Annotated in this window: 28 protein-coding genes and 2 tRNA genes; 21 read left to right on the plus strand and 9 right to left on the minus strand. The window is 38.8% G+C overall.

The window, feature by feature from the left end:
- Positions 1-91: 91 nt before the first annotated feature.
- From P1K33_RS03845 to P1K33_RS03865, 5 genes are read left to right on the plus strand one after another with little or no spacing between them, the layout of a single operon-like run.
- Positions 92-1,186, plus strand: a complete 1,095-nt coding sequence (locus P1K33_RS03845) for a fatty acid desaturase family protein (RefSeq protein ID WP_284651553.1) — start codon at positions 92-94, stop codon at positions 1,184-1,186.
- Positions 1,187-1,243: 57 nt separating this feature from the next.
- Positions 1,244-2,428, plus strand: a complete 1,185-nt coding sequence (locus tag P1K33_RS03850; RefSeq protein ID WP_284651555.1) for a pyridoxal phosphate-dependent aminotransferase — start codon at positions 1,244-1,246, stop codon at positions 2,426-2,428.
- A gap of 56 nt (positions 2,429-2,484) precedes the next feature.
- On the plus strand, positions 2,485-3,648 hold the full coding sequence (purT, locus tag P1K33_RS03855; protein ID WP_284651557.1) for a formate-dependent phosphoribosylglycinamide formyltransferase: 1,164 nt from the start codon (positions 2,485-2,487) through the stop codon (positions 3,646-3,648).
- A gap of 3 nt (positions 3,649-3,651) precedes the next feature.
- Positions 3,652-3,978 carry a DUF6370 family protein gene (locus P1K33_RS03860; protein WP_284651558.1) on the plus strand — a complete coding sequence of 109 codons (327 nt, stop codon included), beginning with the start codon at positions 3,652-3,654 and terminating at the stop codon, positions 3,976-3,978.
- Between the two features lie 10 nt (positions 3,979-3,988).
- Positions 3,989-4,564 (plus strand): Crp/Fnr family transcriptional regulator, encoded by a 576-nt coding sequence (locus P1K33_RS03865; RefSeq protein WP_284651560.1) that lies wholly within the window; start codon positions 3,989-3,991, stop codon positions 4,562-4,564.
- Positions 4,565-4,566: 2 nt separating this feature from the next.
- Here P1K33_RS03865 and P1K33_RS03870 read toward each other — a convergent pair whose 3' ends face one another.
- Entirely contained in the window at positions 4,567-6,105 is a 1,539-nt protein-coding gene (locus P1K33_RS03870) for a T9SS type A sorting domain-containing protein (RefSeq protein ID WP_284651562.1), read from the minus strand.
- A gap of 138 nt (positions 6,106-6,243) precedes the next feature.
- Here P1K33_RS03870 and P1K33_RS03875 point away from each other — a divergent pair, with 138 nt between their 5' ends.
- The 11 genes from P1K33_RS03875 to P1K33_RS03925 all read left to right on the plus strand — a co-directional run bounded on the left by P1K33_RS03875 (position 6,244) and on the right by P1K33_RS03925 (position 12,018).
- Entirely contained in the window at positions 6,244-6,960 is a 717-nt protein-coding gene (locus P1K33_RS03875; RefSeq protein ID WP_284651564.1) for a pirin family protein, read from the plus strand.
- Positions 6,961-6,971: 11 nt separating this feature from the next.
- Positions 6,972-7,256 (plus strand): GNAT family N-acetyltransferase, encoded by a 285-nt coding sequence (locus P1K33_RS03880; protein WP_284651567.1) that lies wholly within the window; start codon positions 6,972-6,974, stop codon positions 7,254-7,256.
- A 2-nt stretch (positions 7,257-7,258) separates the two neighbouring features.
- On the plus strand, positions 7,259-7,666 hold the full coding sequence (locus P1K33_RS03885) for an OsmC family protein (protein WP_284651571.1): 408 nt from the start codon (positions 7,259-7,261) through the stop codon (positions 7,664-7,666).
- A 2-nt stretch (positions 7,667-7,668) separates the two neighbouring features.
- Positions 7,669-7,899, plus strand: coding sequence for a (4Fe-4S)-binding protein (locus P1K33_RS03890; protein WP_284651572.1), 231 nt, complete (start codon positions 7,669-7,671; stop codon positions 7,897-7,899).
- Positions 7,896-8,429: an NADPH-dependent FMN reductase gene (locus tag P1K33_RS03895; protein ID WP_284651573.1), complete on the plus strand. Its 534-nt coding sequence runs from the start codon at positions 7,896-7,898 to the stop codon at positions 8,427-8,429. The genes P1K33_RS03890 and P1K33_RS03895 overlap by 4 nt, the downstream gene beginning before the upstream one ends.
- Before the next feature lie 101 nt (positions 8,430-8,530).
- The gene (locus P1K33_RS03900) at positions 8,531-8,926 is read left to right on the plus strand and encodes a hypothetical protein (protein ID WP_284651574.1); all 396 of its coding nucleotides are present in this window, start codon (positions 8,531-8,533) and stop codon (positions 8,924-8,926) included.
- Between the two features lie 39 nt (positions 8,927-8,965).
- Positions 8,966-9,838 (plus strand): ACP S-malonyltransferase, encoded by an 873-nt coding sequence (gene fabD, locus P1K33_RS03905; protein ID WP_284651575.1) that lies wholly within the window; start codon positions 8,966-8,968, stop codon positions 9,836-9,838.
- A 77-nt stretch (positions 9,839-9,915) separates the two neighbouring features.
- On the plus strand, positions 9,916-10,704 hold the full coding sequence (locus tag P1K33_RS03910; RefSeq protein ID WP_284651576.1) for a HipA family kinase: 789 nt from the start codon (positions 9,916-9,918) through the stop codon (positions 10,702-10,704).
- On the plus strand, positions 10,682-11,065 hold the full coding sequence (locus P1K33_RS03915; RefSeq protein WP_284651577.1) for a DUF3037 domain-containing protein: 384 nt from the start codon (positions 10,682-10,684) through the stop codon (positions 11,063-11,065). The genes P1K33_RS03910 and P1K33_RS03915 overlap by 23 nt, the downstream gene beginning before the upstream one ends.
- Positions 11,066-11,074: 9 nt before the next feature.
- Entirely contained in the window at positions 11,075-11,755 is a 681-nt protein-coding gene (locus P1K33_RS03920) for a peptidoglycan DD-metalloendopeptidase family protein (protein ID WP_284651578.1), read from the plus strand.
- A 5-nt stretch (positions 11,756-11,760) separates the two neighbouring features.
- Positions 11,761-12,018 carry a hypothetical protein gene (locus P1K33_RS03925; protein WP_284651579.1) on the plus strand — a complete coding sequence of 86 codons (258 nt, stop codon included), beginning with the start codon at positions 11,761-11,763 and terminating at the stop codon, positions 12,016-12,018.
- 32 nt (positions 12,019-12,050) lie between these two features.
- Here the strand turns inward: P1K33_RS03925 and P1K33_RS03930 are convergent, their stop codons facing one another.
- The 4 genes from P1K33_RS03930 to P1K33_RS03945 are packed head-to-tail and all read right to left on the minus strand — an operon-like array spanning position 12,051 to position 15,604.
- The gene (locus tag P1K33_RS03930) at positions 12,051-12,971 is read right to left on the minus strand and encodes a DMT family transporter (protein WP_284651580.1); all 921 of its coding nucleotides are present in this window, start codon (positions 12,969-12,971) and stop codon (positions 12,051-12,053) included.
- A gap of 47 nt (positions 12,972-13,018) precedes the next feature.
- A complete protein-coding gene (gene galE / locus P1K33_RS03935) occupies positions 13,019-14,032 on the minus strand; it encodes a UDP-glucose 4-epimerase GalE (protein ID WP_284651581.1) in 1,014 nt (337 codons plus the stop codon).
- Positions 14,033-14,473: a DUF8479 domain-containing protein gene (locus tag P1K33_RS03940; protein WP_284651582.1), complete on the minus strand. Its 441-nt coding sequence runs from the start codon at positions 14,471-14,473 to the stop codon at positions 14,033-14,035.
- A complete protein-coding gene (locus P1K33_RS03945) occupies positions 14,474-15,604 on the minus strand; it encodes a DegT/DnrJ/EryC1/StrS family aminotransferase (protein WP_284651583.1) in 1,131 nt (376 codons plus the stop codon).
- Positions 15,605-15,699: 95 nt separating this feature from the next.
- Here P1K33_RS03945 and P1K33_RS03950 point away from each other — a divergent pair, with 95 nt between their 5' ends.
- The 3 genes from P1K33_RS03950 (at position 15,700) to P1K33_RS03960 (ending at position 19,489) form a co-directional block, all read left to right on the plus strand.
- Positions 15,700-16,935 carry a 3-deoxy-D-manno-octulosonic acid transferase gene (locus P1K33_RS03950; RefSeq protein WP_284651584.1) on the plus strand — a complete coding sequence of 412 codons (1,236 nt, stop codon included), beginning with the start codon at positions 15,700-15,702 and terminating at the stop codon, positions 16,933-16,935.
- A gap of 44 nt (positions 16,936-16,979) precedes the next feature.
- A complete protein-coding gene (locus tag P1K33_RS03955; protein WP_284651585.1) occupies positions 16,980-19,124 on the plus strand; it encodes a S46 family peptidase in 2,145 nt (714 codons plus the stop codon).
- Between the two features lie 158 nt (positions 19,125-19,282).
- A complete protein-coding gene (locus tag P1K33_RS03960; protein WP_284651586.1) occupies positions 19,283-19,489 on the plus strand; it encodes a hypothetical protein in 207 nt (68 codons plus the stop codon).
- 77 nt (positions 19,490-19,566) lie between these two features.
- Here the strand turns inward: P1K33_RS03960 and P1K33_RS03965 are convergent, their stop codons facing one another.
- From P1K33_RS03965 to mutS, 4 genes are all read right to left on the minus strand, one after another.
- Entirely contained in the window at positions 19,567-19,917 is a 351-nt protein-coding gene (locus P1K33_RS03965) for a YegP family protein (RefSeq protein ID WP_284651587.1), read from the minus strand.
- Between the two features lie 56 nt (positions 19,918-19,973).
- Positions 19,974-20,059 (minus strand) — tRNA-Leu (locus P1K33_RS03970).
- Between the two features lie 12 nt (positions 20,060-20,071).
- Positions 20,072-20,144 (minus strand) — tRNA-Gly (locus P1K33_RS03975).
- A 144-nt stretch (positions 20,145-20,288) separates the two neighbouring features.
- Positions 20,289-22,895, minus strand: a complete 2,607-nt coding sequence (mutS, locus tag P1K33_RS03980; protein ID WP_284651588.1) for a DNA mismatch repair protein MutS — start codon at positions 22,893-22,895, stop codon at positions 20,289-20,291.
- A 151-nt stretch (positions 22,896-23,046) separates the two neighbouring features.
- Here mutS and P1K33_RS03985 point away from each other — a divergent pair, with 151 nt between their 5' ends.
- Together P1K33_RS03985 and P1K33_RS03990 are read left to right on the plus strand one after the other, a co-directional pair.
- Positions 23,047-23,511, plus strand: coding sequence for a DUF1573 domain-containing protein (locus P1K33_RS03985; RefSeq protein ID WP_284651589.1), 465 nt, complete (start codon positions 23,047-23,049; stop codon positions 23,509-23,511).
- Between the two features lie 97 nt (positions 23,512-23,608).
- Positions 23,609-24,139, plus strand: a complete 531-nt coding sequence (locus tag P1K33_RS03990) for an RNA methyltransferase (protein WP_284651590.1) — start codon at positions 23,609-23,611, stop codon at positions 24,137-24,139.
- Positions 24,140-24,179 lie beyond the last annotated feature (40 nt).

A 24,179-nucleotide genomic window follows, 5' to 3' on the forward strand; every position in this document is an offset into this window, starting at 1 on the left:
AAAAATAGTGCTTTTGGTTAATAATTATGATTTGTTTATAATCTTTAAAAAATTATAATAATTATCTTTGGGCAAAATTTGAAATACATAAATGAATAACACAACACCCATTTTCTCTAAAACCGATAGTTTAAAATTCTTCAGAACATTAAATTCAAGAGTTAACAGCTATTTTAAAGAAAACAACCTCGACAGAACCGGAAATTGGAAACTGCATTTGAAAACTATTGTGATGTTTTCCATTTTCTTAACACCATACTTTATTTTATTGGCGATGCACATGCCGATTTGGGCTTATCTTTTGCTTAACGTAGTCATTGGCGTTGGTATGGCAGGCGTTGGAATGAACGTAATGCACGATGGTAATCACGGTGCTTATTCCAACAAATCATGGGTCAATAAAATCATGGGCGGAAGCATCTATATCTTAGCCGGAAATGTTTACAACTGGCAGGTACAGCACAATGTTTTGCACCATACTTACACCAATATTTTAGGTCACGACGAAGACCTGGAAGCCGGAAGAATCATGCGTTTCACCAAAGAAGCGAAATGGTACCGTTTCCACAAATTCCAACATTATTATTCTGTTTTTTTGTACGGATTACTGACTTTCAACTGGGCCATCACTACCGATTTTCTTCAGATGAAACGTTATCTGAAAAGAAACTTGTCATACGGTGAATTCAAAAAACCGGTGATTCGCTGGACAACCTTAATTATCACCAAAATCATTTATTTCTCCATCTGGTTAGTACTCCCAATGGTTTTAGGCGTTTCATGGTGGAAAGTGGTTCTGGGCTTTTTGGTAATGCATTACACTGCCGGAGTAATCCTGAGTGTCGTATTCCAATTGGCGCACGTAGTAGAGGAAACCGAAAATCCGATTCCGGATGACAATGGCGAAATCGAAAACACCTGGGCCATTCACCAATTGTTTACAACCGCTAACTTCGCGCCAAAAAACTGGTTGGTGAACTACTATACCGGTGGATTAAATCATCAGGTTGAACACCATTTGTTTCCAAACATCAGCCACATCCATTATGGCAAAATTGCCGAAATCGTAAAGCAAACCGCGAAAGAATGTGAGTTGCCATACTACGAATTCAAAACTACCCGAGCGGCTATCGCTTCGCATTTCAAGCACTTAAGGGAATTGGGCAGACAACCTCAATTAGCATAACATAAAACAAGACGCCTTTATTGGCGTCTCTTTATTTAACATCATAACAACAACACAATGAGCATTTTATCGGACAGAATCAACAATTTATCAACCTCACAAACCCTTGCCATGGCCGCCTTGGCGAGAGAATTAAAAGCCCAGGGAAAAGATATTATCAGCCTTAGTTTAGGTGAACCCGATTTCAACACACCCGATTTTATCAAAGAAGCTGCCAAAAAAGCGATCGATGAAAATTACAGCACCTACACACCGGTTGACGGTTATGGAGAACTGAAAGATGCCATTTGCAGAAAATTCAAAAGAGACAATAACCTTGATTACAAACCGGCCAACATTGTAGTGTCTACCGGAGCGAAACAATCTTTATACAACGTGGCCCAAGTCATGTTGAACGATGGTGACGAAGTAATTCTTCCGGCGCCATACTGGGTTTCTTATTACGAAATCATCAAATTATCAGGCGGTGTTCCTGTGGAAGTTCCAACTTCTGTAGAAAGCGATTTCAAGATGACGGCAGCCGAATTGGAAAAAGCCATCACACCAAAAACAAAAATGATGTGGTTCAGTTCACCGTGTAACCCAAGTGGTTCGGTGTACAACCGTGAAGAATTGACCGCTATTGGAAAAGTATTGGAAAAATACCCAAACATCTATATCGTTTCTGACGAAATCTACGAACACATCAATTTCTCGGGAACTTTCTGCAGCATCGGAACGATTCCGGGCTTGTTCGACAGAACGATTACCGTAAACGGTGTGGCGAAAGCTTTCGCGATGACCGGCTGGAGAATCGGTTATATCGGTGCTCCTGAATTTATTGCTAAAGCCTGTACCAAAATGCAGGGCCAAGTCACTTCAGGCGCCAATTCGATTGCGCAAAGAGCTACCATTACCGCTGTTGATGCTGACCCAAGTGTGTTAAACGACATGGTTTCCGCATTCAAAAACCGTCGTGATTTAGTCGTTGGTTTGACCAAAGCCATTCCGGGATTAAAGGTAAATGTTCCTGAAGGTGCATTCTACGTTTTCCCTGACGTTTCGTCTTTCTTTGGCAAAACCTTACGTGGCAAATTAATCAACAATGCCGATGATTTCTCCATGTATTTGCTATCAGAAGCCAATGTGGCAACGGTTACCGGAGACGCTTTCGGAAATCCAAACTGCATCAGAATCTCTTACGCGACCAGCGAAGAATTGCTGGCAGAAGCTTTCAAAAGAATCGCAGCAGCACTAGCTTAAAATAGTTCATGCCTCAAGGAAACTTGGGGCTTTTTTATTCCAAAAAATTAAATCCAATGTCAAAAATATTATTACTCGGTTCAGGAGAATTAGGAAAAGAATTTGTTATCGCCGCCCAAAGAATCGGGCAAACCGTTATCGCTGTCGACAGTTATGAAAATGCTCCGGCAATGCAGGTTGCTCATGGATTTGAAGCCATCAATATGCTGGATGGAGCCGAATTGGACCGTATTGTGGCCAAACACCAACCCGATTTTATCATCCCTGAAATTGAAGCCATCCGCACCGAACGTTTTTACGATTACGAAAAACAAGGCATCACTGTGGTACCCTCGGCGAAAGCGGCCAATTTTACCATGAACCGAAAAGCAATCCGTGATTTGGCGGCTAAAGATTTAGGTTTAAGAACAGCGAATTATCGTTATGCTACTTCTGCCGAAGAATTACAGAAAGCCGTTGCTGAAGTCGGAATTCCTTGTGTTGTAAAGCCATTGATGAGTTCTTCGGGTAAAGGGCAATCGACCATCAAAACCGAAGCCGATATCATAAAAGCCTGGCAATATGCCGAAGAAGGTTCCCGTGGCGATATCATTGAGGTGATTGTGGAAGCTTTTGTCAATTTCAATTCAGAAATTACTTTGTTGACTGTAACTCAAAATAATAATCCAACATTATTCTGTGCGCCAATCGGTCACCGACAGGAACGCGGTGATTATCAGGAAAGTTGGCAACCTGCAATTGTTTCCGATAAGGACATTGCCGAAGCACAGGAAATGGCCCGAAAAGTAACCGAAGCACTCGGCGGTGCAGGATTATTCGGCGTAGAATTCTTCCTGACGGATGAAGGTGTTTATTTCTCTGAATTATCACCAAGACCACACGACACCGGAATGGTGACCTTAGCCGGAACCCAAAACTTTAACGAATTCGAATTGCATTTGCGTGCAGTTTTGAGTTTGCCAATTTTTGAGATTACATTGGAAAAAGCCGGAGCCAGTGCCGTAATTTTAGCCTCCGGGGAATCTTTAAATCCAACATATTCAGGAATTTCAGCCGTAGCATCATTACCTAAAACAGATTTTCGTATATTTGGAAAGCCAACGTCGAGACCTTATAGAAGAATGGGTGTAGTTTTAGTCAATGACCAACTCGAAACACCAATCTCTGAAATAGTGGAAACGGCCAAAAAAACAGCAAGATTAATAACCGTAAATTTATAAATGATGAAAAAAGCATTATTGGTAGCATTTTTTGCGTTAGGAATAACAAGCATGAATGCTCAGGAAAAGAAAGCAACAACAGAACCAAGAATTGTCGAAGTGGCTTGCGGGCAATGCCAATTTGGAATGAAAGAAATCAAAAAAGGATGCGATCTGGCAGCAATAGTTGATGGAAAAGCCTATTTTGTTGAAGGAACAAAACTGGATGACCATGGCGATGCCCACGGTGCTGAAGGTTTCTGCAATGCTGTTAGCAAAGCTGAAGTAGTAGGTGAAATAAAAGGAGACAAATTTGTCGTAACTTCATTCAAACTACTTCCAAGAAAATAAAATAATCCTCTTGGCTAAAATCCTTGAAAATATTTCAAAAATAGTAACTCTTTCTCCCGAGGAAGAGTTGCTTTTTTTGTCTAAAACCGAAACCAGACAGGTCAAGGCCAAAACCATCTTGCAAAACGCCGGTCAGGTGTGCAAAGAAGGTTATTTTGTGAATTCGGGTTTGCTTCGAAGTTTTAATATCAATGACAATATCGTCGAACACGTGTTGAGCTTTGCCTGCGAAGGTTGGTGGATTAGTGATATGTACAGCTTGTTGTCGCAAAAACCGGGTAATCTTTTTATCGAAGTATTGGAAGATGCTGAAGTGGTTGTATTGTCTAAAGAAAACCAAGACCAACTGTATCTCGAAATCCCAAAACTGGAGCGCTTTTTCAGAATCCTGATTGAAAATTCTTTGGTTGCCAACCAGGAAAGACTCATGGACAACCTGAGCTTAACCGCGGAAGAACGCTTTGAAAAATTCTGCAAAAAATACCCAACACTCATTCAAAAAGTACCTCAAAAACAAATCGCTTCTTTTATTGGTGTCACGCCCGAGTTCTTTAGCAAAATGAAAGCGCGAATGTTAAAGAAATAATTTTACTCTTTTATAAACTTCGCCATTAGTTTTTCTTCTCCTGAGAAAGCTTGTAGTATATATATGCCACCGGCTAACTTTTCAACGTTTATTTGATTGCTGTTTTGGTATTGTTCTAAAATCGTTTTACCGGCTAAATCGGTGACCACTATTTTATCAAATAATATGTTGCCGGCACTTTGGAGTGTCAGAAAAGAAGCCGTTGGATTGGGATACAATTTTATATTTTGAGGGTTAAAATTTGATGTTGCTAAAGCATCAGGGCCAAGTTTTACCACCCATCCATCAAAATCTCCATGAGCACCAATAACATCTCCATCAGTAGAATTTGTCCATCCAATCATAGTGTAACTCCCATCCGGATTTGCAAGGATATTTATTCCATCATCAACATTGGAACCACCTAAGCTTTTTTGCCACTGAATTATCCCCGTGTTCGAAAGTTTCACTATCCAAACTTCTCCTGTAGGATGATCTCCTTCGACATCGCCATCACTCGAACCAACCATCCCGATAGCTATATAACCTCCATCAGAAGTAGTTTTTACATTTCTTAAATTATCATGATAACTTCCTCCCAATGCTCTTTGCCATTGAATCGTTCCGTTTTCAGATAATTTTACTACCCAAAAATCGTAAAAACTCCCATGAAGACCGCTAACATCACCATTGTTAGAACTTGTATAGGCACCCACAATATAACCTCCATCAGAAGTAAGCTCTATATTTTTACCATATTCGCTACCCGTTCCTCCAAGTGATTTTTGCCATTCAACACTACCTGTTGGTGAAAGCTTAACAACCCATAAGTCAGGAGTTCCTGGTTGGTGATTACCTGACACATCACCATTATTAGAAAAAGCATGTCCTGCTAAAATATATCCTCCATCAGCGGTAACCTGGATACTCTCTGCATAATCTACATTTGTACCGCCTAAAGCTTTTTGCCACTGAATAACACCTATACTCGAAATTTTCACAACCCAAACATCATAATTTCCATGATTTCCTGAAACATCTCCATTATTTGAACCTGCATGTCCTACAAAAACATAACCGCCATCTGATGTAACTTTAATATCAAATCCATAGTCATATTGTGTTCCTCCGTATGATTTTTGCCATTCAATAATTCCAACTGAAGAAAGCTTGGCGACCCACACATCTTCACCTCCATGATTTCCTGAAACATCTCCGTTGTTTGAGGTAGAGTATCCTACCAAAATATATCCTCCGTCTAAGGTAAGTTGTATGTTAAAAGCAACATCTATGGATGAACCTCCAAGTGTTTTTTGCCATTCAATAGTTCCGGCTGAAGAAAGTTTTACTATCAACGCATCAGTACTCCCATGATTACTTGAAAACTCCGCATTATATGAATCTGTTTGTCCTGCAACTATATAACCTCCATCGGGAGTATTCCTGATTGCTCTAACATACTCGCCACTAGTACCTCCAAGTGTTTTTTGCCATTCAACGATTGGTGCTTGGGAAAAAACAATCTGGGTTAATAGTAAAACAAAGAAGTAATATTTTTTCATAGTAAAGAGTTATCTAAAAGTCAAATTTAATGCATTAATCTTATATTTCGTCATATATGATTTCTTAATCTACATTAAGTACCCAACGGGCTGTATGATTGTAAATTTGTATCATAATAATTAATACATTTATACATCATGAAAAATACAGTTTTACACAAAGCCAATACTCGCGGTCATGCTGATCACGGTTGGTTAAATGCACACCATACTTTTAGTTTTGCCAGTTATTACAACCCTGAAAGAGTTCAGTTTGGTGTCTTGAGGGTTTTAAACGATGACATCGTAGCATCTGGTATGGGTTTTGGAACACATCCTCACGATAACATGGAAATTATCACGATTCCTTTAGAAGGTGATTTGGCCCACAAAGACAGCATGGGTAATACTGAAATCATCAAATTTGGTGATGTTCAGGTTATGAGCGCCGGAACCGGAATCCAACACTCTGAGTTCAATCCGAATGCGGATAAAAGAACCAATCTGTTGCAAATTTGGGTATTCCCAAAATACAGAAATGTTGGACCTCGTTACCAACAAATTACCTTAGACACGACTGATCGTCATAATAAATTGCAACAAATCCTTTCTCCAAATGCAGACGATGCCGGAGTTTGGATTCACCAGGACGCCTGGTTTCATATGGGCAATCTGGACAAAGGAATTACTTTGGACTATGACCGTAAAAAAGAAGGCAATGGTTTATATGTTTTCGTAATCAAAGGGGGCGTAAAAGTAGACGGACAAGAATTAGCGCAACGCGATGGTTTAGGTATAACCGACTTTGACAAAGTAACTTTTGAAGCTACTGAAGATGCCGAAATTTTATTAATGGAAGTACCAATGGTACAATAAATCATAACACTATGAGCACTGAAGTACAGTTAAAAATCGATGGCAAAAAAGGTTTTTTTTACATTGATGTCGATGGCAAACACGAAGCCATGATGACTTTTGTTTTCGCTGGCGAAAAACAAATAATTATCGACCACACCGAAGTTAAACCCGGAAATGAAGGCAAAGGTTTTGGCAAAAAAATGGTCACCAAAGCGGTAGAATATGCCCGTGAGAATGGCATCAAGATCATTCCGCTTTGTCCGTTTGCCAAAAGCGTTTTCGATAAAGTTGAAGCGTTTAGAGACGTTTTGTAATCATGGCCAATATTTTAGAAAATAACGTTGAAGGAAAGATTGGTGCACAAAAGTATTTGTGCACCATTTCCTGGCGTAATGGCACTTTACTGATGGACGAACCCGAAAGAGTTGGTGGAAATGACATTGGGCCCGACCCATTCTCAACCCTTTTAGCTTCGTTGGGAAGTTGTGTATTAGTAACCTTGCGAATGTATATCGATCGCAAAGGCTGGGATATTCCGGAGATTTATATTTCACTGAATATGTCTCAGGAGAGTAATCCCGACTTAGAAACGACCATTACACGAGACATTACATTTTCGACAAATATCAGTAACGAACAACGCGAGCGCTTACTGGTAATTGCCGATAAATGTCCGATATCAAAAATCCTGAAAAACAAAGTAATCATCAATACAACACTTTAATTATGGATCCTAAAGACCTAACCAAAGAATACACCAATGGCGAAGTGACCATAGTGTGGCAATCAGGAAAATGCATACATTCTGCCAATTGCGTTCGCAACAATCCTGATGTTTTCAAACCAAAGGAAAAACCTTGGATAACACCAGAAGGTTCAACCACTGAGAAAATCATCGAAACCGTGAAAAAATGCCCGTCAGGCGCTCTAACCTATTACTTAAATAGTAAAAAATGAAAAAAATACTAGCCTTCGGCGCTTCAAACAGCAGTGATTCCATCAACAAACAATTGGCAACTTATGCTTCCAAACAGTTTAAAAATGTAACCGTTGATTTGGTGGATTTGAATGATTACGAAATGCCTATCTATTCCAAAGACCGCGAAAAAGCAACCGGATTTCCGCAATTGGCGCAGGATTTTTACAAAAAAATTGGCGATGCCGATTTTATCCTGATTTCGTTTGCCGAAAACAATGGCAACTATACTACCGCATTCAAAAACATCCTCGATTGGACTTCACGCATTGATGGCAAAACATTTCAAGGAAAACCAATGCTTTTATTGGCTACTTCGCCCGGAGCACGTGGTGGTGGAACGGTTTTGGACATTGCCGTTAAACGAATGCCATTTCAGGGCGGTGTGGTAAAAGGAAGCTTTTCATTACCAAGTTTCAACGAGAATTTTGACAGGGAAAAAGGAATAATCAGCAATGAAGAGTTGAAAAATCAACTTTTAGGGATAATAGATTCGATTGAGATTGTGTAAGGATTTCTCATAATTATGAAAAATAGTTGCTGTGGTTATTAGTTAAATTTGTCAAAACCCAATACAGGTCTAACTAAAATTAACCATTAAAACAATCTATTATGAAAACTTTAAAAATCTTATTCTCCGTTTTGCTTTTATCGGTCTTTGTTACTTCATGTAGCAGCGATGACGATAATTCAACCAAAGTCAAGTATGAAATTGTCGGACTTGACAGTTCAGTTACTGAAATAAAATACAAAAAAGGCAATGGCTCTGTTGTAACCCTTAATAATTTTGAGGATTTTGCCGGTGGTAATAGTTCCAAAACAGTATCGGTTTCTGATTATCCATTTACAGCAAATTTAGAAGTAACGGCAAACAACACATCGTCTTCCACTAAAACGTATACACTAGCAATTACTGTTAATGGTGTGCCTGAAGATTTTACGCCGCTGGTTGTTCCTGCCAACTCAACTGCAACAGCTGTTGTAGACTTTGTGATTGAAACAGAATAAAATAGTATTTTTGTTGTTCGAAACAATAAAAAATACTAAATGAAAGCATACGTTTTTCCAGGACAAGGAGCACAATTTACCGGAATGGGTAAAGAGTTATATGAGAATTCGGCTTTAGCGGCAGCCTTATTTGAAAAAGCCAATGAAATTTTAGGTTTCCGCATCACAGACATTATGTTTGAGGGAACAGCCGAAGAATTAAAAGAAACCAAAGTAACACAACCGGCGGTTTTTTTACACTCGGTAATTTTGGCCAAAACTTTAGACAATTTCAACCCTGACATGGTAGCCGGACATTCACTTGGCGAATTTTCAGCCTTGGTTGCCAATGGTACTTTGTCTTTTGAAGACGGATTAAAATTGGTTTCCCAACGTGCGATGGCGATGCAAAAAGCTTGTGAAATTACACCATCTACTATGGCTGCGGTTTTAGGTTTGGAGGATAAAATCGTGGAAGACGTTTGTGCTTCCATTGACGGAATTGTCGTAGCGGCTAATTACAACTGTCCTGGACAATTGGTCATTTCAGGTGAATTTTCAGCCGTGGAAAAAGCTTGCGAAGCGATGAAAGAGGCTGGAGCGAAAAGAGCTTTGTTGTTGCCTGTTGGCGGCGCATTCCACTCGCCTATGATGGAACCGGCCAGAGAAGAATTGGCTGCAGCGATTGAAGCTACAAACTTTAACACTCCAAGTTGCCCGGTATATCAAAATGTAACGGCAAGCGCGGTTTCTGATGCCAATGAAATCAAGAAAAACTTAATCATCCAATTGACGGCTCCGGTAAAATGGACCCAATCGGTTCAACAAATGATTAAAGACGGCGCCACTAGTTTTACTGAAGTTGGTCCCGGAAAAGTACTGGTTGGATTGGTGAACAAAATCGACAGAGAAGTAGAAACATATTCTGCATAACTTCAAAAAAATTGAAAACTCCGATAAAAACATCGGAGTTTTTTTATGCTATCTTTGTTTTAAAGAATTCCAAATTCATGAACTTAGATTTACGAACCGTAAACGTAACCCGATATATTACACCGCTTCGCGAAGGCGGTTCGCTTCCGGCATTGGCTGAAGCGGATGACGATTTTAAATATGTTTTAAAATTTCGCGGTGCCGGTCATGGTGTCAAAGCGTTGATTGCTGAGTTTCTTGGTGGTCAAATCGCTAAATATCTTGGTTTACCGGTTCCCGAATTGGTTTTTGCCAATTTGGACGAAGCTTTTGGCCGAACCGAAGCCGATGAAGAGATTCAGGATTTGCTGCAATTCAGTCAAGGGTTGAATTTGGGTTTGCATTATCTTTCAGGCGCTATTACTTATGACGCTGCGAGTAATGATTGTGAGGCATTATTGGCTTCAAAAATTGTTTGGTTGGATGCGTTTATTACCAATGTTGACCGAACTTTCAAAAACACTAATTTACTGATTTGGAAAAAAGAACTTTGGTTAATTGATCACGGTGCGGCTTTTTATTTTCACCATTCCTGGGACAATTGGAAAACCAATGCCGTTTCGCCCTTTGCTCTAATCAAAGACCATGTTTTGTTGCCAAAAGCAGCCCGATTGGAGGAAGTCAATACCGAGTTCACAACTAAATTAAACGAAAGTATTCTGAAAGAAATTGTAAATCAAATTCCAGAGGACTGGTTACTTTGGGAAGACAGAACAATAACTCCTGACGAAATAAAAGAAGTCTATTTTCAATTTTTAATCCTCCGATTGGCGAATGCTGATCTGTTTTTAAAACAAGCGCAAGATGCACGAAAAACACTTATATGAATACGCCGTTATTCGTGTTGTGCCTAAGGTAGAGCGCGAAGAATTTATCAATATCGGATTGCTGCTTTTTTGTAAAAGGCAAAAATACCTGCGAATTGAATACCATATCGTACCCGAAAAAATACAGTCGATTTGTGCTGAATTTGACATTGCTCAATTAAAAGAAAATTTAGAGTCATTTGTAAAAATCGGTCAAGGCAAAAAAGACAGCGGACCCATTGGCGCTTTCGAAATTTCGGAACGCTTCCGATGGCTGACGGCTGTTAAAAGTTCGAGCATACAAACTTCGAGACCACATTCCGGTTTCAGTGCTGATTTGGATGCTACTTTTGAAAAACTGTATTCTGAATTGGTGTTGTAAATTGATGCTATGGAAAAATTAATTGCCTTATTTGAAGACATTCAGGATGTCAAAGTCATCTCCGCTGATATTGCTTATGATAATTATGTGGCTTTGGATTTGTCGGTGGCCAATGAAACCCTGGCGAATCAAAATTTAAATAAGGCTTCCGATTACGAAAAATATATTCAGCAGTATTTAGATAAAAATAATGCCCAAATTGCTTTCGGAGGTTACCAGGAAATCCGAAATTTGTATAAGAGAAGTACGGTTTTCAACGACCTTAATTCAGACGAGCGCAATATTCATATTGGTTTGGATTTGTGGATCAATGAATCGGCACCGATTTATGCAGCGTTGGATGGAAAAATTCACAGCTTTCAAAACAATGACGCTTTGGGAGATTATGGCCCAACGGTTATTTTGGAACATACCATCGAAGGTTACAAGTTCCATACCTTATATGGCCATTTGAGTCTGGAAAGTTTGAACGGCAAAAAAGTGGGTGATTTGGTGACCAAAGGACAACAAATCGCCAATTTGGGTTTGCCTCCAATAAATGGTGATTATGCGCCGCATTTGCATTTCCAGGTTATCATCGATATGGAAAATAAAAGTGGTGATTATCCCGGTGTTTGCAGTTCAAAAACACTGGCCTATTATTTGCAGAATTGCCCTGATCCAAATTTGTTATTAAAAATTAAACCTTAAATATCATGAAGAAAATAATCTTATCGTTCGCTTTAGCAGCTTTATTAGCATCTTGTAAAGACGAGACCAAAGAAAAAATCGACGCAGCTTCAGACGCTGTAACCGAAGAAGTAAAAGAATCCATTGACACAGCCAAAGTAAAGGTGGAAGCTGAATTGGATACTGTTAAAGCCAAAGCCAAAGCTAAAATAGACACCGCCAAAATAAAAAGCGCTGAAAAACTGGAAGAAGCCGCCAAAAAATTAAAAGAATCTGCAAAATAAAAAACTAAATCCTCATCAAAAGTGAGGATTTTTTATTTGTCTCCGTTTCGTTCGACAACATCTTTAGTTCGCTTGTAATTGGTGATGAATACACCCAGGATAATCAACACAGTTGCAATCAGGAAGTCGAGCTTAATGACTTCATCAAGCAACAGCCAGCCCAGGAATACCGCGATAATGGTATTGATATAATTCAACACCGAAACCTGTATTGCCGTAACTCTTTTCAAGGCATAATGATAGGCAAAGAAAGCAATCACAGAGCCAAAAACAGAAAGGTATAAAGTGGCCAAAATACTTCTGGTGCTCCAGGCATTGAAATCAACATCGGGATTGATGATGAGTGCCAAAATAAATTGAATGATGGCGGCAATTGAAAACTGGTAAAATAAATTCAGGGCTATATTATTCGATTTGTGCGTGTGGAATTTGGTGTAAACCGTTCCGGCCGACCAAGCTAAAATCGCGATACTCAAATAGAAAATTCCCGTCTTGTAATTGGGATCCAAAATATCACCCAAACCATCCCTAAAAATAAAAACGACTCCCAGGAATCCAATAATAACGCCGATAAAACCTTTAAAAGTTGCCTTTTGCTGACCAATCATTGTTCCGCCCAAGAAAACCACCAACGGTGACAAAGCACTCAATATTGAAGTCAATCCGCTGGGAACACTTTGTTCGGCAATTGTAGTAAAACCATTGGCCAAAACTATCATCAGAATCGATGGTATGAACTGGAGTTTGAAATTCTCCCATCCTATCCAGGCCAATTCTTTTTTATACAATAAAATCGCCAATATAATCAAAGCGGCTAATCCCTGACGGGCGGAGGTAATATACCAGGGCTGCATGGTTTCGACCGCAACCCTGATTCCTAAATAGGTTGTGCCCCAAACAATTGCTACAATAAAAAGACAGAGCAGTAATTTGAAATCGGTTTTTTCATTCATGAGGCAGATATCTTTAATTGCCTAAGGCAATCCGTATTTTTAAAATCTTAACTTCTAACTTTTTGCTCCCATTTCCAGGCGGAAGCCAATGCATCCTCCAAAGACAATTCGGTACTCCATCCCAAAATTTCTCTAGCTTTGTCGGTATTGGCGTAAGCCTGAACCACATCGCCATCTCTTCGGGCCACTATTTTATAAGGTAATTTTTGCCCTGAAATTTTTTCGAACGCGTGAATCACTTCCAAAACAGAACTTCCGGTTCCGGTTCCTAAGTTGAAGGTTTCCACTTTCTCTGTGTTTTGTTTGTCTAGCAAACGTTGCAATGCTACAACATGTGCTTTCGCCAAGTCAACAACATGAATATAATCGCGGATACAGGTTCCGTCAATGGTTGGATAATCATTCCCGAAAACAGATAATTCTTTGCGCAAGCCCATGGCCGTTTGTGTAATGAATGGCACTAAGTTTTGCGGAACTCCAATGGGTAATTCCCCGATTTCGGCGGTAGGATGTGCTCCGATTGGGTTAAAATAACGCAACAAAATCGAATTTAAATTGGTCACCCTGGCCACGTCATGGATGATTTCTTCCCCAACCTGCTTTGTATTTCCATAAGGCGACATTGCCGGTTGCACCGAAGCATCTTCGGTAATCGGCATGGTTTCGGCCTGGCCATAAACGGTACAAGACGAACTGAAAATAAAATTAGCCTGAGGCATCAGGGTCATTTCCTGTAAAACATACACCAAAGTATTGATGTTGTTTTCGTAATACAACAAAGGGTTTTCAACGCTCTCTCCAACAGCTTTAGACGCTGCAAAATGGATTACGCCAACTGTATCATTGTGCTTTTTAAAGAAATTCTGAACAGCGGTTTTTTCTCTTAAATCAATGTTTTCAAAAATGGGTTTCTTCCCGGTAATCTTTTCGATACCATCCAAAACCGAAATAGAAGCATTGGACAAATTGTCGATAGCCACTACTTCAAAACCTTGATTTTGCAATTCAACAACGGTGTGCGAACCTATAAAACCTAATCCGCCGGTTACTACTACTTTCATTTATTTTTTGTTGGGTTTAATGCTGAAATCGAAAAGATACTTTCCGTTTTTATCGTAATAAAAATAATTAACTACAATGCTATTATCTCTAAATGCCTTCATTCCTTCATTCGTTTCATAATAAATCTGACTCTGATTTTTCATTTTATACTTCAAAGCATCAACATAAAGTTTTGAGGAAGAATCATCAATTTTGATAAGAGTGAAACTGTATTTTAGCTGTTCATTTTTCAACAGAGAAACACTATCTGCTTTAGCAAAATCATCAAATACAACCGGCATGGTTTTATTGATGCTGTCTATTTGCTTTAAAACCAAGTCCTTTTCACTCTCCTTATTCCCAAAAAAGTAACTTTTGATAAAAATTCCAAAACTAAAAAAAAGGACAAAAGATATTATTCTGACAAATAATGGGGGCTTTCTATTGATATCTCCATCCATTTATTTCAAAAATTCTAAAACGCTGTCTGTAATAAATTTGATTTGCTCATCGTCTAATTCGGTGTGCATTGGCAACGAAATCACTTCTTTCACCAACTGGTTGGTTACCGGGAAATCTTCCTCTTTGTAACGCGGATCGAGATAGGCTTTTTGTGAATGCAACGGAATTGGATAATAAATAGCGCAAGGAATTCCTTTGGCCAATAAATGTTCCATTAATGCGTTTCTGTCGGCATCAATAATTCTCAAAGTATATTGGTGGAATACATGGCAATCACAATTGTCACAAATGGTTGGTGCAATGATATTTTTATGCCCTTCAAAAGCTGCCGAATATTTACGAGCCGCATCTTGACGCGCTTTTCCGTAAGCATCTAAAAAAGGTAATTTGGCATTTAAAACTCCGGCCTGAATACTATCCAAACGAGAATTCACGCCAACAACATCATGATGATAACGCACATACATTCCGTGATTAACAATACCTCTGATTTTGTGTGCCAAAGCATCATCATTGGTGAAAATCGCACCGCCATCGCCATAACAACCTAAGTTTTTAGACGGGAAAAATGACGTTGACGAAACATGCCCGATGGTTCCGGCTTTCTTTTTGGTGCCGTTAGAGAATTTACAATTGGCACCAATCGCCTGGGCATTATCTTCAATTACATATAAATTGTGCGCTGCCGCAATGGCCATAATGGCTTCCATATTAGCCGCACGGCCAAACAAGTGTACCGGTACAATCGCTTTAGTTTTTGGGGTAATTGCTTTCTTAATCGCATCAATAGAAATATTCATATTCACGACGTCAACATCAACCAAAACCGGTGTCAATTGTAACAAGGCAATTACTTCTACGGTTGCAGCAAAAGTAAAATCGGCAGTAATCACTTCGTCGCCCGGTTTTAAATCCAATCCCATCATCGCAATCTGCAAAGCATCGGTACCGTTGGCACATGGAATCACATGTTTCACATCTAAATATTGCTCTAGATTCTTTTGAAATTCGTGAACCAATGGTCCGTTGATGTATGTTGTGGTATCTAAAACTTCCTGAATTGAAGCATTAACAGTGTCTTTTATTTTTTCGTATTGACTTTTTAAGTCAACCATTTGTATTTTTCTCATGCTATAAAAATTATGAGTAGCAAAAGTAAGAAATTCTGAAGTAGAATATCCTATTCCGCAAAAGAAACGTATTTTAGCGCATCAAAATTTTTGGGATGTTTTTTCTATACAATGTATTGTTGGTTTTGGCTTCACAAATCGTGAAAGTAGCGGCGCTTTTTAGTCCCAAAATAAAACTGTTTGTTGACGGAAGAAAGACTGTTTTTGAAACTTTGGCTTCCAAAATCAATCCGGAAGACCAAACGATTTGGTTTCACGCTGCTTCGCTTGGCGAATATGAGCAAGGTTTGCCGGTGATGGAAAAAATAAAACAGGAGTTTCCCAACCATAAAATAGTGCTAACTTTCTTTTCGCCTTCGGGTTATGAAGTCCGAAAAAACAACATCGTTGCTGATGTTACGGTCTATTTGCCTTTGGATACCAATTCAAATGCGAAACAATTCCTAAAATTGGTTCATCCCGATTTGGTTTTCTTTATCAAATATGAATATTGGCCTAATTATCTGAACGAACTCAAAAAAGCAAAAGTAGAAACCTATTTGATTTCGGGAATCTTCCGGGAAAACCAAGCTTTTTTCAAATGGTATGGTGGATTTTACCGCAATGCACTGAAAACCTTTGAATACTTTTTTGTGCAAAATGAAGGTTCGAAAAAACTGATACAGTCTTTGGGTTACCAAAATGTAAAAATATCAGGCGATACCCGATTTGACCGTGTCATTTCTATTTTGGACAGAGACAATTCATTGGATTTTATTGCCCAATTTAAAAACAACACCACAACGATTGTCATTGGAAGTTCGTGGCCAAAAGATGAAAATTTGCTGGTGAATTTTATCAATCAATCGAACACTAATGTAAAATTCATAATTGCACCACACAATATCAAAACGGAGCAAATTCAGGAATTGAAAAAATCGATTACCAAGAAAACCGTTTTGTTTTCTGAAAAAGAGCATCAGAACTTGGCCGAATACCCCGTTTTTATCATTGACACCATAGGCATTCTGACTAAAATTTACAGCTATGCCGATATTGCCTATGTTGGCGGTGGCTTTGGAAATCCGGGCGTTCACAACATTTTGGAACCGGCTACTTTCGGGATCCCGATAGTTGTTGGCCCTAATTATTCCCATTTTGCAGAGGCAACCGCTTTGGTCAATATGAACGGCTGCCTTTCGATTGCGAATCAAAATGAATTGAATGATACTTTCCATAATTTGATTTCGAATGAAGACATTCGGCACGAAAAAGGACATATTTGCGAAACTTTTGTCCAAATGAACAAAGGTGCAACCGATGTGATTTTGAGACACATCTGTAACAAATAAGACTAATAACAAACCAATTACTATACTTCAAACAAACTAGACTTATGAGATTTTTAAGATTACTGCTGTTACTTTTTGTAATTCAGGTTCAAGCCCAGCAAGGCGGCATGTGGATTCCTTCGCTTTTGAAAGGAATGAATGAAAGCGAAATGAAAAATCTGGGGATGAAAATCACCGCTGATGACATTTACTCGGTAAACAAATCCAGTTTAAAAGATGCTGTACCACAATTTAATGGCGGCTGTACTTCCGAAGTTATTTCGGATAAAGGATTAATTCTAACCAATCACCACTGCGGATTTGATGCGATTCAAAACCATTCTTCGGTACAACACGATTATTTAACCGATGGTTTTTGGGCTTACAAAATGGAAGACGAATTGCCTTGTAAAGATTTGTACGTGACTTTTATCGTCAGCATTGAAGACATCACTGCAAAAGTACTTGAAGGCACCGCATCGCTTACATCAGAAGCTGAAAAACAGGCAAAAATCAAGACCAATATTGCTGAATTGACCAAAACATTGCCTAAGGAATCCTGGCAGGAAAACCTCATCAAGACCTTTTATGACGGAAACCAATACATCCTGTTTGTGACCGAAACCTTTAAAGATGTGAGATTGACCGGCACACCGCCGAGTTCGATTGGAAAATTTGGTTCAGATACCGATAACTGGGTTTGGCCACGTCATACCGGTGATTTCTCTTTGTTCCGTATTTATGCTGACAAGAATAATCGTCCGGCAACTTATTCTCCTGAAAATGTACCATACAAACCAAAATACTTCTTCCCGATTTCTATTAACGGTGTCAAAGAAAATGATTTCACCATGGTTTTGGGCTATCCGGGAACCACAAGAGAATATTTGCCTGCGGTGGCTGTTGAGCAAATCGTTAGCACTTTAAATCCGGTTAAAATTGAAATTCGCGATGCGACTTTGAAAGTGCAAAATGAATTCATGCGAAAAGACAAAGCGATTAAGATTCAATATGCCGCTAAGAACAGCTCTATATCAAATGCCTGGAAAAAATGGATTGGAGAATCCAAAGGCTTGAAAAAAGCCAATGCCGTTGACGCAAAAAGAAAATTTGAAAAAAACTTCCAGGAGAAAGTAATCGCGGCCGGAAAGCAGGCAGAATATGGTAGTTTATTGGCTGATTTTGAAAAGAATTATGCCGAAATTAAAGATTATGCCTTAGCCAGAGATTTGTTTACCGAAGTGTATTTAAGAACGACAGATATTCTTATTTTAGGAAACAAGCTGTATGATTTAGAGCAGCTTTACAAAAATAAAGGAGAACAGGCTTTCAACGACAGAAGAAATACATTAATCAGTGGCTTGGGCGATTTCTACAACGAGTTTAATGCTGATGTGGACCAAAAAGTTTTTGAAAAGACCATCGGAGTCTATGCTAAAAGTTATCCGAAACAATTTTTGCCTGCTGATTTTGAAAACGTAAATGCAGCCAATTTAGCGTCTGAAGTTTTCACCAAATCACAATTGGTTAGTTATGACAAAATCAAAGTCTTATTGACCGGAGACCCTAAAACTGTATTGGAGAACCTCAACAGCGACAGAGGTTATCAAGTGGTTAAAACCATAGCGGACAGTTATATCAAAACCGTAAAACCCAAATATGACGAAATCAATTTGAGAATTGCCGCTACGCAAAGAACCTATATGAAAGCCATTTTGGAATTGAGTCAAAAATCAGATCGCATTTTCCCGGATGCCAACAGCACTTTCCGCATCACCTATGGCAAAGTTAAAGGATACAAACCTAGTGACGGCGTAATCTACGAGCCATTTACGTATTTAGATGGTGTAATCGAAAAATACATTCCCGGGGATTATGAATTCGATGTTCCTAAAAAACTGATTGATTTGTACAATGCCAAAGATTATGGGAATTATGGAGTGAAAGGCAAGATGCCATTAGCGTTTATTGCTACCAATCATACTACCGGAGGAAATTCGGGAAGTCCGGCACTGGATGCTAAGGGAAATTTAATTGGCTTGAATTTTGACCGTGTCTGGGAAGGAACCATGAGTGATATTTATTATTCTCCTGAAATATGCCGAAACATAATGGTTGACATCCGATATGTATTGTTTGTGGTGGATAAATTCGCCGGCGCTGAAAACCTGATTAAGGAGATGAAAATTATTGCGCCAAAGAAAAAATAAAAGAAATTAAGCAATTCTTAAGTTTTGGCACGATTGTTGTAAAGTAAAAATCGAAGCAAAATAGAGATTTTTAAAAAAAGTTAAATAAAAGTTTTTCGAAATAAAAAAATTTATATCTTTGCTCCGAATTAATAATTAACCTTTTATAATTAAGTAAGATGAAAAAAGTATTTTTAAGTTTAGCTGTTGTTGCTGCATTAACTGTAGTATCTTGTAAACAAGCTGAGGCTACTGACGCTGCTGCTGCTGATACAACTGCTGTTGTAGCTGAGGACACTGCTACTGCTGCTCCTGCTGACACTACTGCTGCTCCAGCTGACACAACTGCTGCTGCTCCTGCTGAAGCTCCAGCTGAAACTAAGTAATTTTAAATTACTGTAAGAAATTAAGCCACGCAATGCGTGGCTTTCTTTTTTATATAAAGTTCTGAAAAAGGCTTTAATTATACGTCCGAAAAAATAGAATCCCCTGCTGAGAAATCAAGGATTTCTGCCTTTGAACCATATTTTATTATTTCGTTTATTCCTTTTTGCATCATCAACTCCGTTGAATATTTTCGGCTGGTTGCCAAAACCTTTTCATCCTGCATCAACTTAAAAAAGCATTTTCCTTTAGCGGTTTTAAACCTAAGGAAGTGATATGTTTCTATTCCTACCCTAAAGGTTTCAATCGCTTCTTCACATTCAAAACGAAGCTCATAATCGGCACTGGTAAAAATGGTCTTCCCTTTTCTGGAGACAAACTCAAATTTATAGAAGTCATTTAATCTTTTACTGATAACAAAAGTTCCCATGCAGTATTTTAAGTAATTAAAACAAAAAAGCCTCTAACTTTATGTTAGAGGCTTTGTACTCAGAGCGGGACTTGAACCCGCACGAACATTGCTGTTCACTGGATTTTAAGTCCAGCGTGTCTACCAATTTCACCATCCGAGCGTATAGATGCTGAGCGAAAAACGGGGCTCGAACCCGCGACCTCGACCTTGGCAAGGTCGCGCTCTACCAACTGAGCTATTTTCGCATTATCATTTTTTATAAGAACGTCAACACTTGTACTGTATTGCGGATGCAAATGTAATACTAAAATTGAATTATACAAACCTTTTTTTGAAAAAAACGTTGCCGAAAATATAATTCCCTGATTAGCAAAATCAAGCGATGGGCTTTATTTTTTCAATAACATTCTTTTCAACTCATTTAGCTTCATTAAGGCTTCTACCGGGGTCAAAGTATTGATGTCTAAATTCAGAATATCTTCCCTGATTTCTTCCAACAAAGGATCATCCATACTGAAAATATTGAGTTGCATATCGTCTTTGGAAGATTTAATCGTATTGAGTGCCTCACTCGAATGGTTTTTCTCGAGTTTCTTCAAAAGCTTTTGCGCTTTTTGAATCACCATTTGTGGCATTCCGGCCATTTTTGCCACGTGAATACCAAAACTGTGAGCGCTTCCGCCTTTCACCAACTTTCTGATGAAAAGCACAGTGTCTTTTAATTCTTTAACCGAAACGTTATAATTCTGGATTCTCGGTAACAACTCACTCATTTCATTCAGCTCATGATAATGTGTGGCAAATAGTGTTTTTGGCCTTGCCGGATTTTCGTGTAAAAACTCCGCAATCGCCCAGGCTATCGAAATTCCGTCATACGTACTGGTTCCACGACCAATCTCATCCAACAACACCAAACTTCGGTCTGATATATTATTTAGAATCGAAGCCGTTTCATTCATCTCCACCATAAACGTAGATTCGCCCATCGAAATATTATCGCTGGCGCCAACTCTGGTAAAGATTTTATCGACTACGCCCATTCTCACCTTTTCCGCCGGAACAAAACTTCCCATTTGGGCTAACAATACTATTAAAGCGGTTTGTCTTAAAATAGCCGACTTACCCGACATGTTTGGACCGGTAATCATAATCAATTGTTGGGTTTCCCTATCGAGGAAAACATCATTGGCGACATAAGGAACACCAACGGGTAATTGCTTTTCAATCACCGGATGACGGCCATTGGTAATTTCCAACTCGAAAGTTTCATCCAAAACCGGGCAGATATAATCGTTCTCAATCGCCAATTGCGCAAAGGAAGTCAGGCAATCCAATTGGGCAACTAAATTAGCATTCAACTGAACCTGCTTGATATATGTCCCAATCCAAATCACCAGCTGCTCAAACAAATGGCTTTCGATTTGGTGGATTTTTTCTTCGGCACCGAGAATTTTGGTTTCGTATTCCTTTAGTTCTTCGGTGATGTATCTTTCTGCATTGACCAAAGTCTGCTTTCTGATCCATTCCGCCGGAACTTTATCTTTATGTGTATTTCTGACCTCAATATAATAACCAAACACATTATTAAACGAAATCTTCAGTGAGGTAATTCCGGTGCGTTCCGATTCTCTAGCTTCGATGCCTTCCAAGTATTCTTTTCCCGAAAACGCAATGTTTCGCAACTCATCCAATTCGGCATGAATTCCTGTTGCAATCGCATTTCCTTTGGCAATCGCTACCGGCGCATCTTGATTCAGTGTCGTTTTTATTTTTTCGCGCAGCAAATCACAGGCATGTAAACTGTCGCCAATTACACGAACGGCTTCCTGCTTACTCGCCAAGGCAATTTCCTTTATCGGAATAATGGCATCTAAGGATTCCTTCAGATAAATCACTTCCCGAGGCGAAATTTTTCCAGTGGCTACTTTTGAAATCAAACGCTCCAAATCGGAAATCTGTTTGATTTGGTATTGTATTTTCTGAAGTATTTCTTGGTTTTCTTTCAAATAAGAAACCACTTCGTGACGGCTTCTTATCTTATTAATGTCTTTCAAAGGCAAAGCCAACCAACGTTTCAATAATCGCGAACCCATTGGCGAAAGCGTTCGGTCAATCACATCCAAAAGCGTTACGGCATTTTGCGAATGACTGTGGTATAATTCTAAATTTCGAATCGTAAACCGATCCATCCAAACATAAGCATCTTCGGCGATACGTTGAATATTGGTGATGTGCTGGACTTTGTTATGTTGCGTTTCTGATAAATAATACAAAATCGCGCCTGAAGCAATGATGCCATCGGGTAATTCTTCGACACCAAACCCTTTTAAGGAATTGGTCTGAAAATGATTTTGCAAAGTTTCCACCGCATAATCTTCCTTATAAACCCAATCTTCTAGATAAAACACATTAAAATCTTCGCCAAAAGCTTCCTTGAATTGCCCTTTATTGTTCTTCTGAATCAGAATCTCGCTTGGACTGAAGTTTTGCAACAGTTTGTCTATATATTCTTCATTCCCTTGTGAAGTCAGGAATTCACCCGTTGAAACATCAAGGAAAGCAACACCCAATTGTCTTTTGCTAAAATAAATCGAAGCCAGGAAATTATTCGACCTCGAATTCAAAACCTCATCATTCATCGAAACACCTGGTGTTACCAATTCGGTTACGCCACGCTTTACGATAGTTTTGGTCATTTTAGGATCTTCGAGTTGGTCACAAATCGCCACACGCAATCCGGCTTTGACCAATTTTGGCAAATAGGTATTTAAGGAATGGTGCGGAAATCCGGCCAGAGCCGTTTCGGTTTCAGAACCTGCGCCCCGTTTGGTCAAAACAATCCCTAATATTTTAGAAGCGCGAATCGCATCTTCACCAAAGGTTTCATAAAAATCACCTACCCTGAACAACAAACACGCATCGGGATATTTTCTTTTTATCTCGTTGTATTGTTTCATTAAAGGCGTTTCCTTGGCTTGAGTCTCTTTGGCTGACAATGGATTTGATTTAAATTTATGAGAAAGCGAATTTAAATATTTTAGGTCGAATAGCTGATGCAAAAAAAATTAATTTAATATTAAGGCAAAAAAAAAGACTCGGTTTTATATTTTGGATAGATTTGCTTCAGAAACTTAAAAACTTTATAAAATGAAAAAAATAATTTTACTTGCTGCCTTAGTTGCTTTTGGTGTTACAACGTCTAACGCTCAAACAGCAAAAAAAGTAGCTACAAAACCAGCTGCAAAAACTGAAACTCCAAAAGTAGACGGTGCAGGAATGTTATTCGAAAATGAAACTATCGATTACGGAACTGTTCCGGCTAATTCTGATGGTAAAAGAGAATTTGTATTCGTTAACAATGGTAACAAACCATTAATCATCGAAAGCACTCAAGGTTCTTGTGGATGTACAGTTCCAACAAAACCTGAAAAACCAATCCAACCGGGAGAAAAAGGGGTTATTGGAGTTAAATATGATACTTCAAGAGCAGGACAACCTTTTACTAAAACAGTAACTGTAAAATCAAACGCAGTAGGTCAGGAAACTAAAGTTCTTACTATTAAAGGAACTGTAGCTCCAGCTGAAACTAAAGTTGAGCCAACAAAAAGTTAATTGCACTTAATTATAAATTCGAAAAAGTCCCGATTCTCGGGACTTTTTTTTTGAATATCTTTGCCCTATTGCAAAGCAATTTTATAAAATAAAAAAGATGCGAAAGCTCGAGAATAAAGAATTAGAAAGAAAATCGGTTGCCGACTTTAAGGAAGCGGAAAAAACGCCTATTGTCATTATCCTTGATGATATCCGAAGTCTTCACAATATTGGCTCGGTTTTTAGGACTGCTGATGCATTTTTGATTGAAAAAATTTATTTGTGCGGCATTACCGCGATTCCGCCCAACAAAGAAATCCACAAAACCGCTTTGGGCGCCACCGAAACCGTTACCTGGGAATACCAAAAAGAAGTAACTACTGTCATTGAAACCCTAAAAAAAGAGAATATTAAAGTTTTCGCCATTGAACAAGTTGAAAATGCAGTTTTCCTACAGGATTTTAAAGTCGAAAAAGACAACCGATTTGCTTTGGTTTTTGGTAATGAAGTGTATGGTGTTTCACAAAAAGCGATTGAGCTTTGTGATGGTTCGATTGAGATACCGCAAATTGGCACCAAACATTCCTTAAATATTTCTGTGAGTACCGGAATTGTCGTTTGGGATTTATTTCAAAAGATGAAGTTTTAAAAGAGCATCCTGCTTTTTAATATAATTTTATCAAAAAAAG

This window comes from Flavobacterium terrisoli (assembly GCF_030167905.1).
In the GTDB taxonomy this organism is placed as follows: domain Bacteria; phylum Bacteroidota; class Bacteroidia; order Flavobacteriales; family Flavobacteriaceae; genus Flavobacterium; species Flavobacterium terrisoli.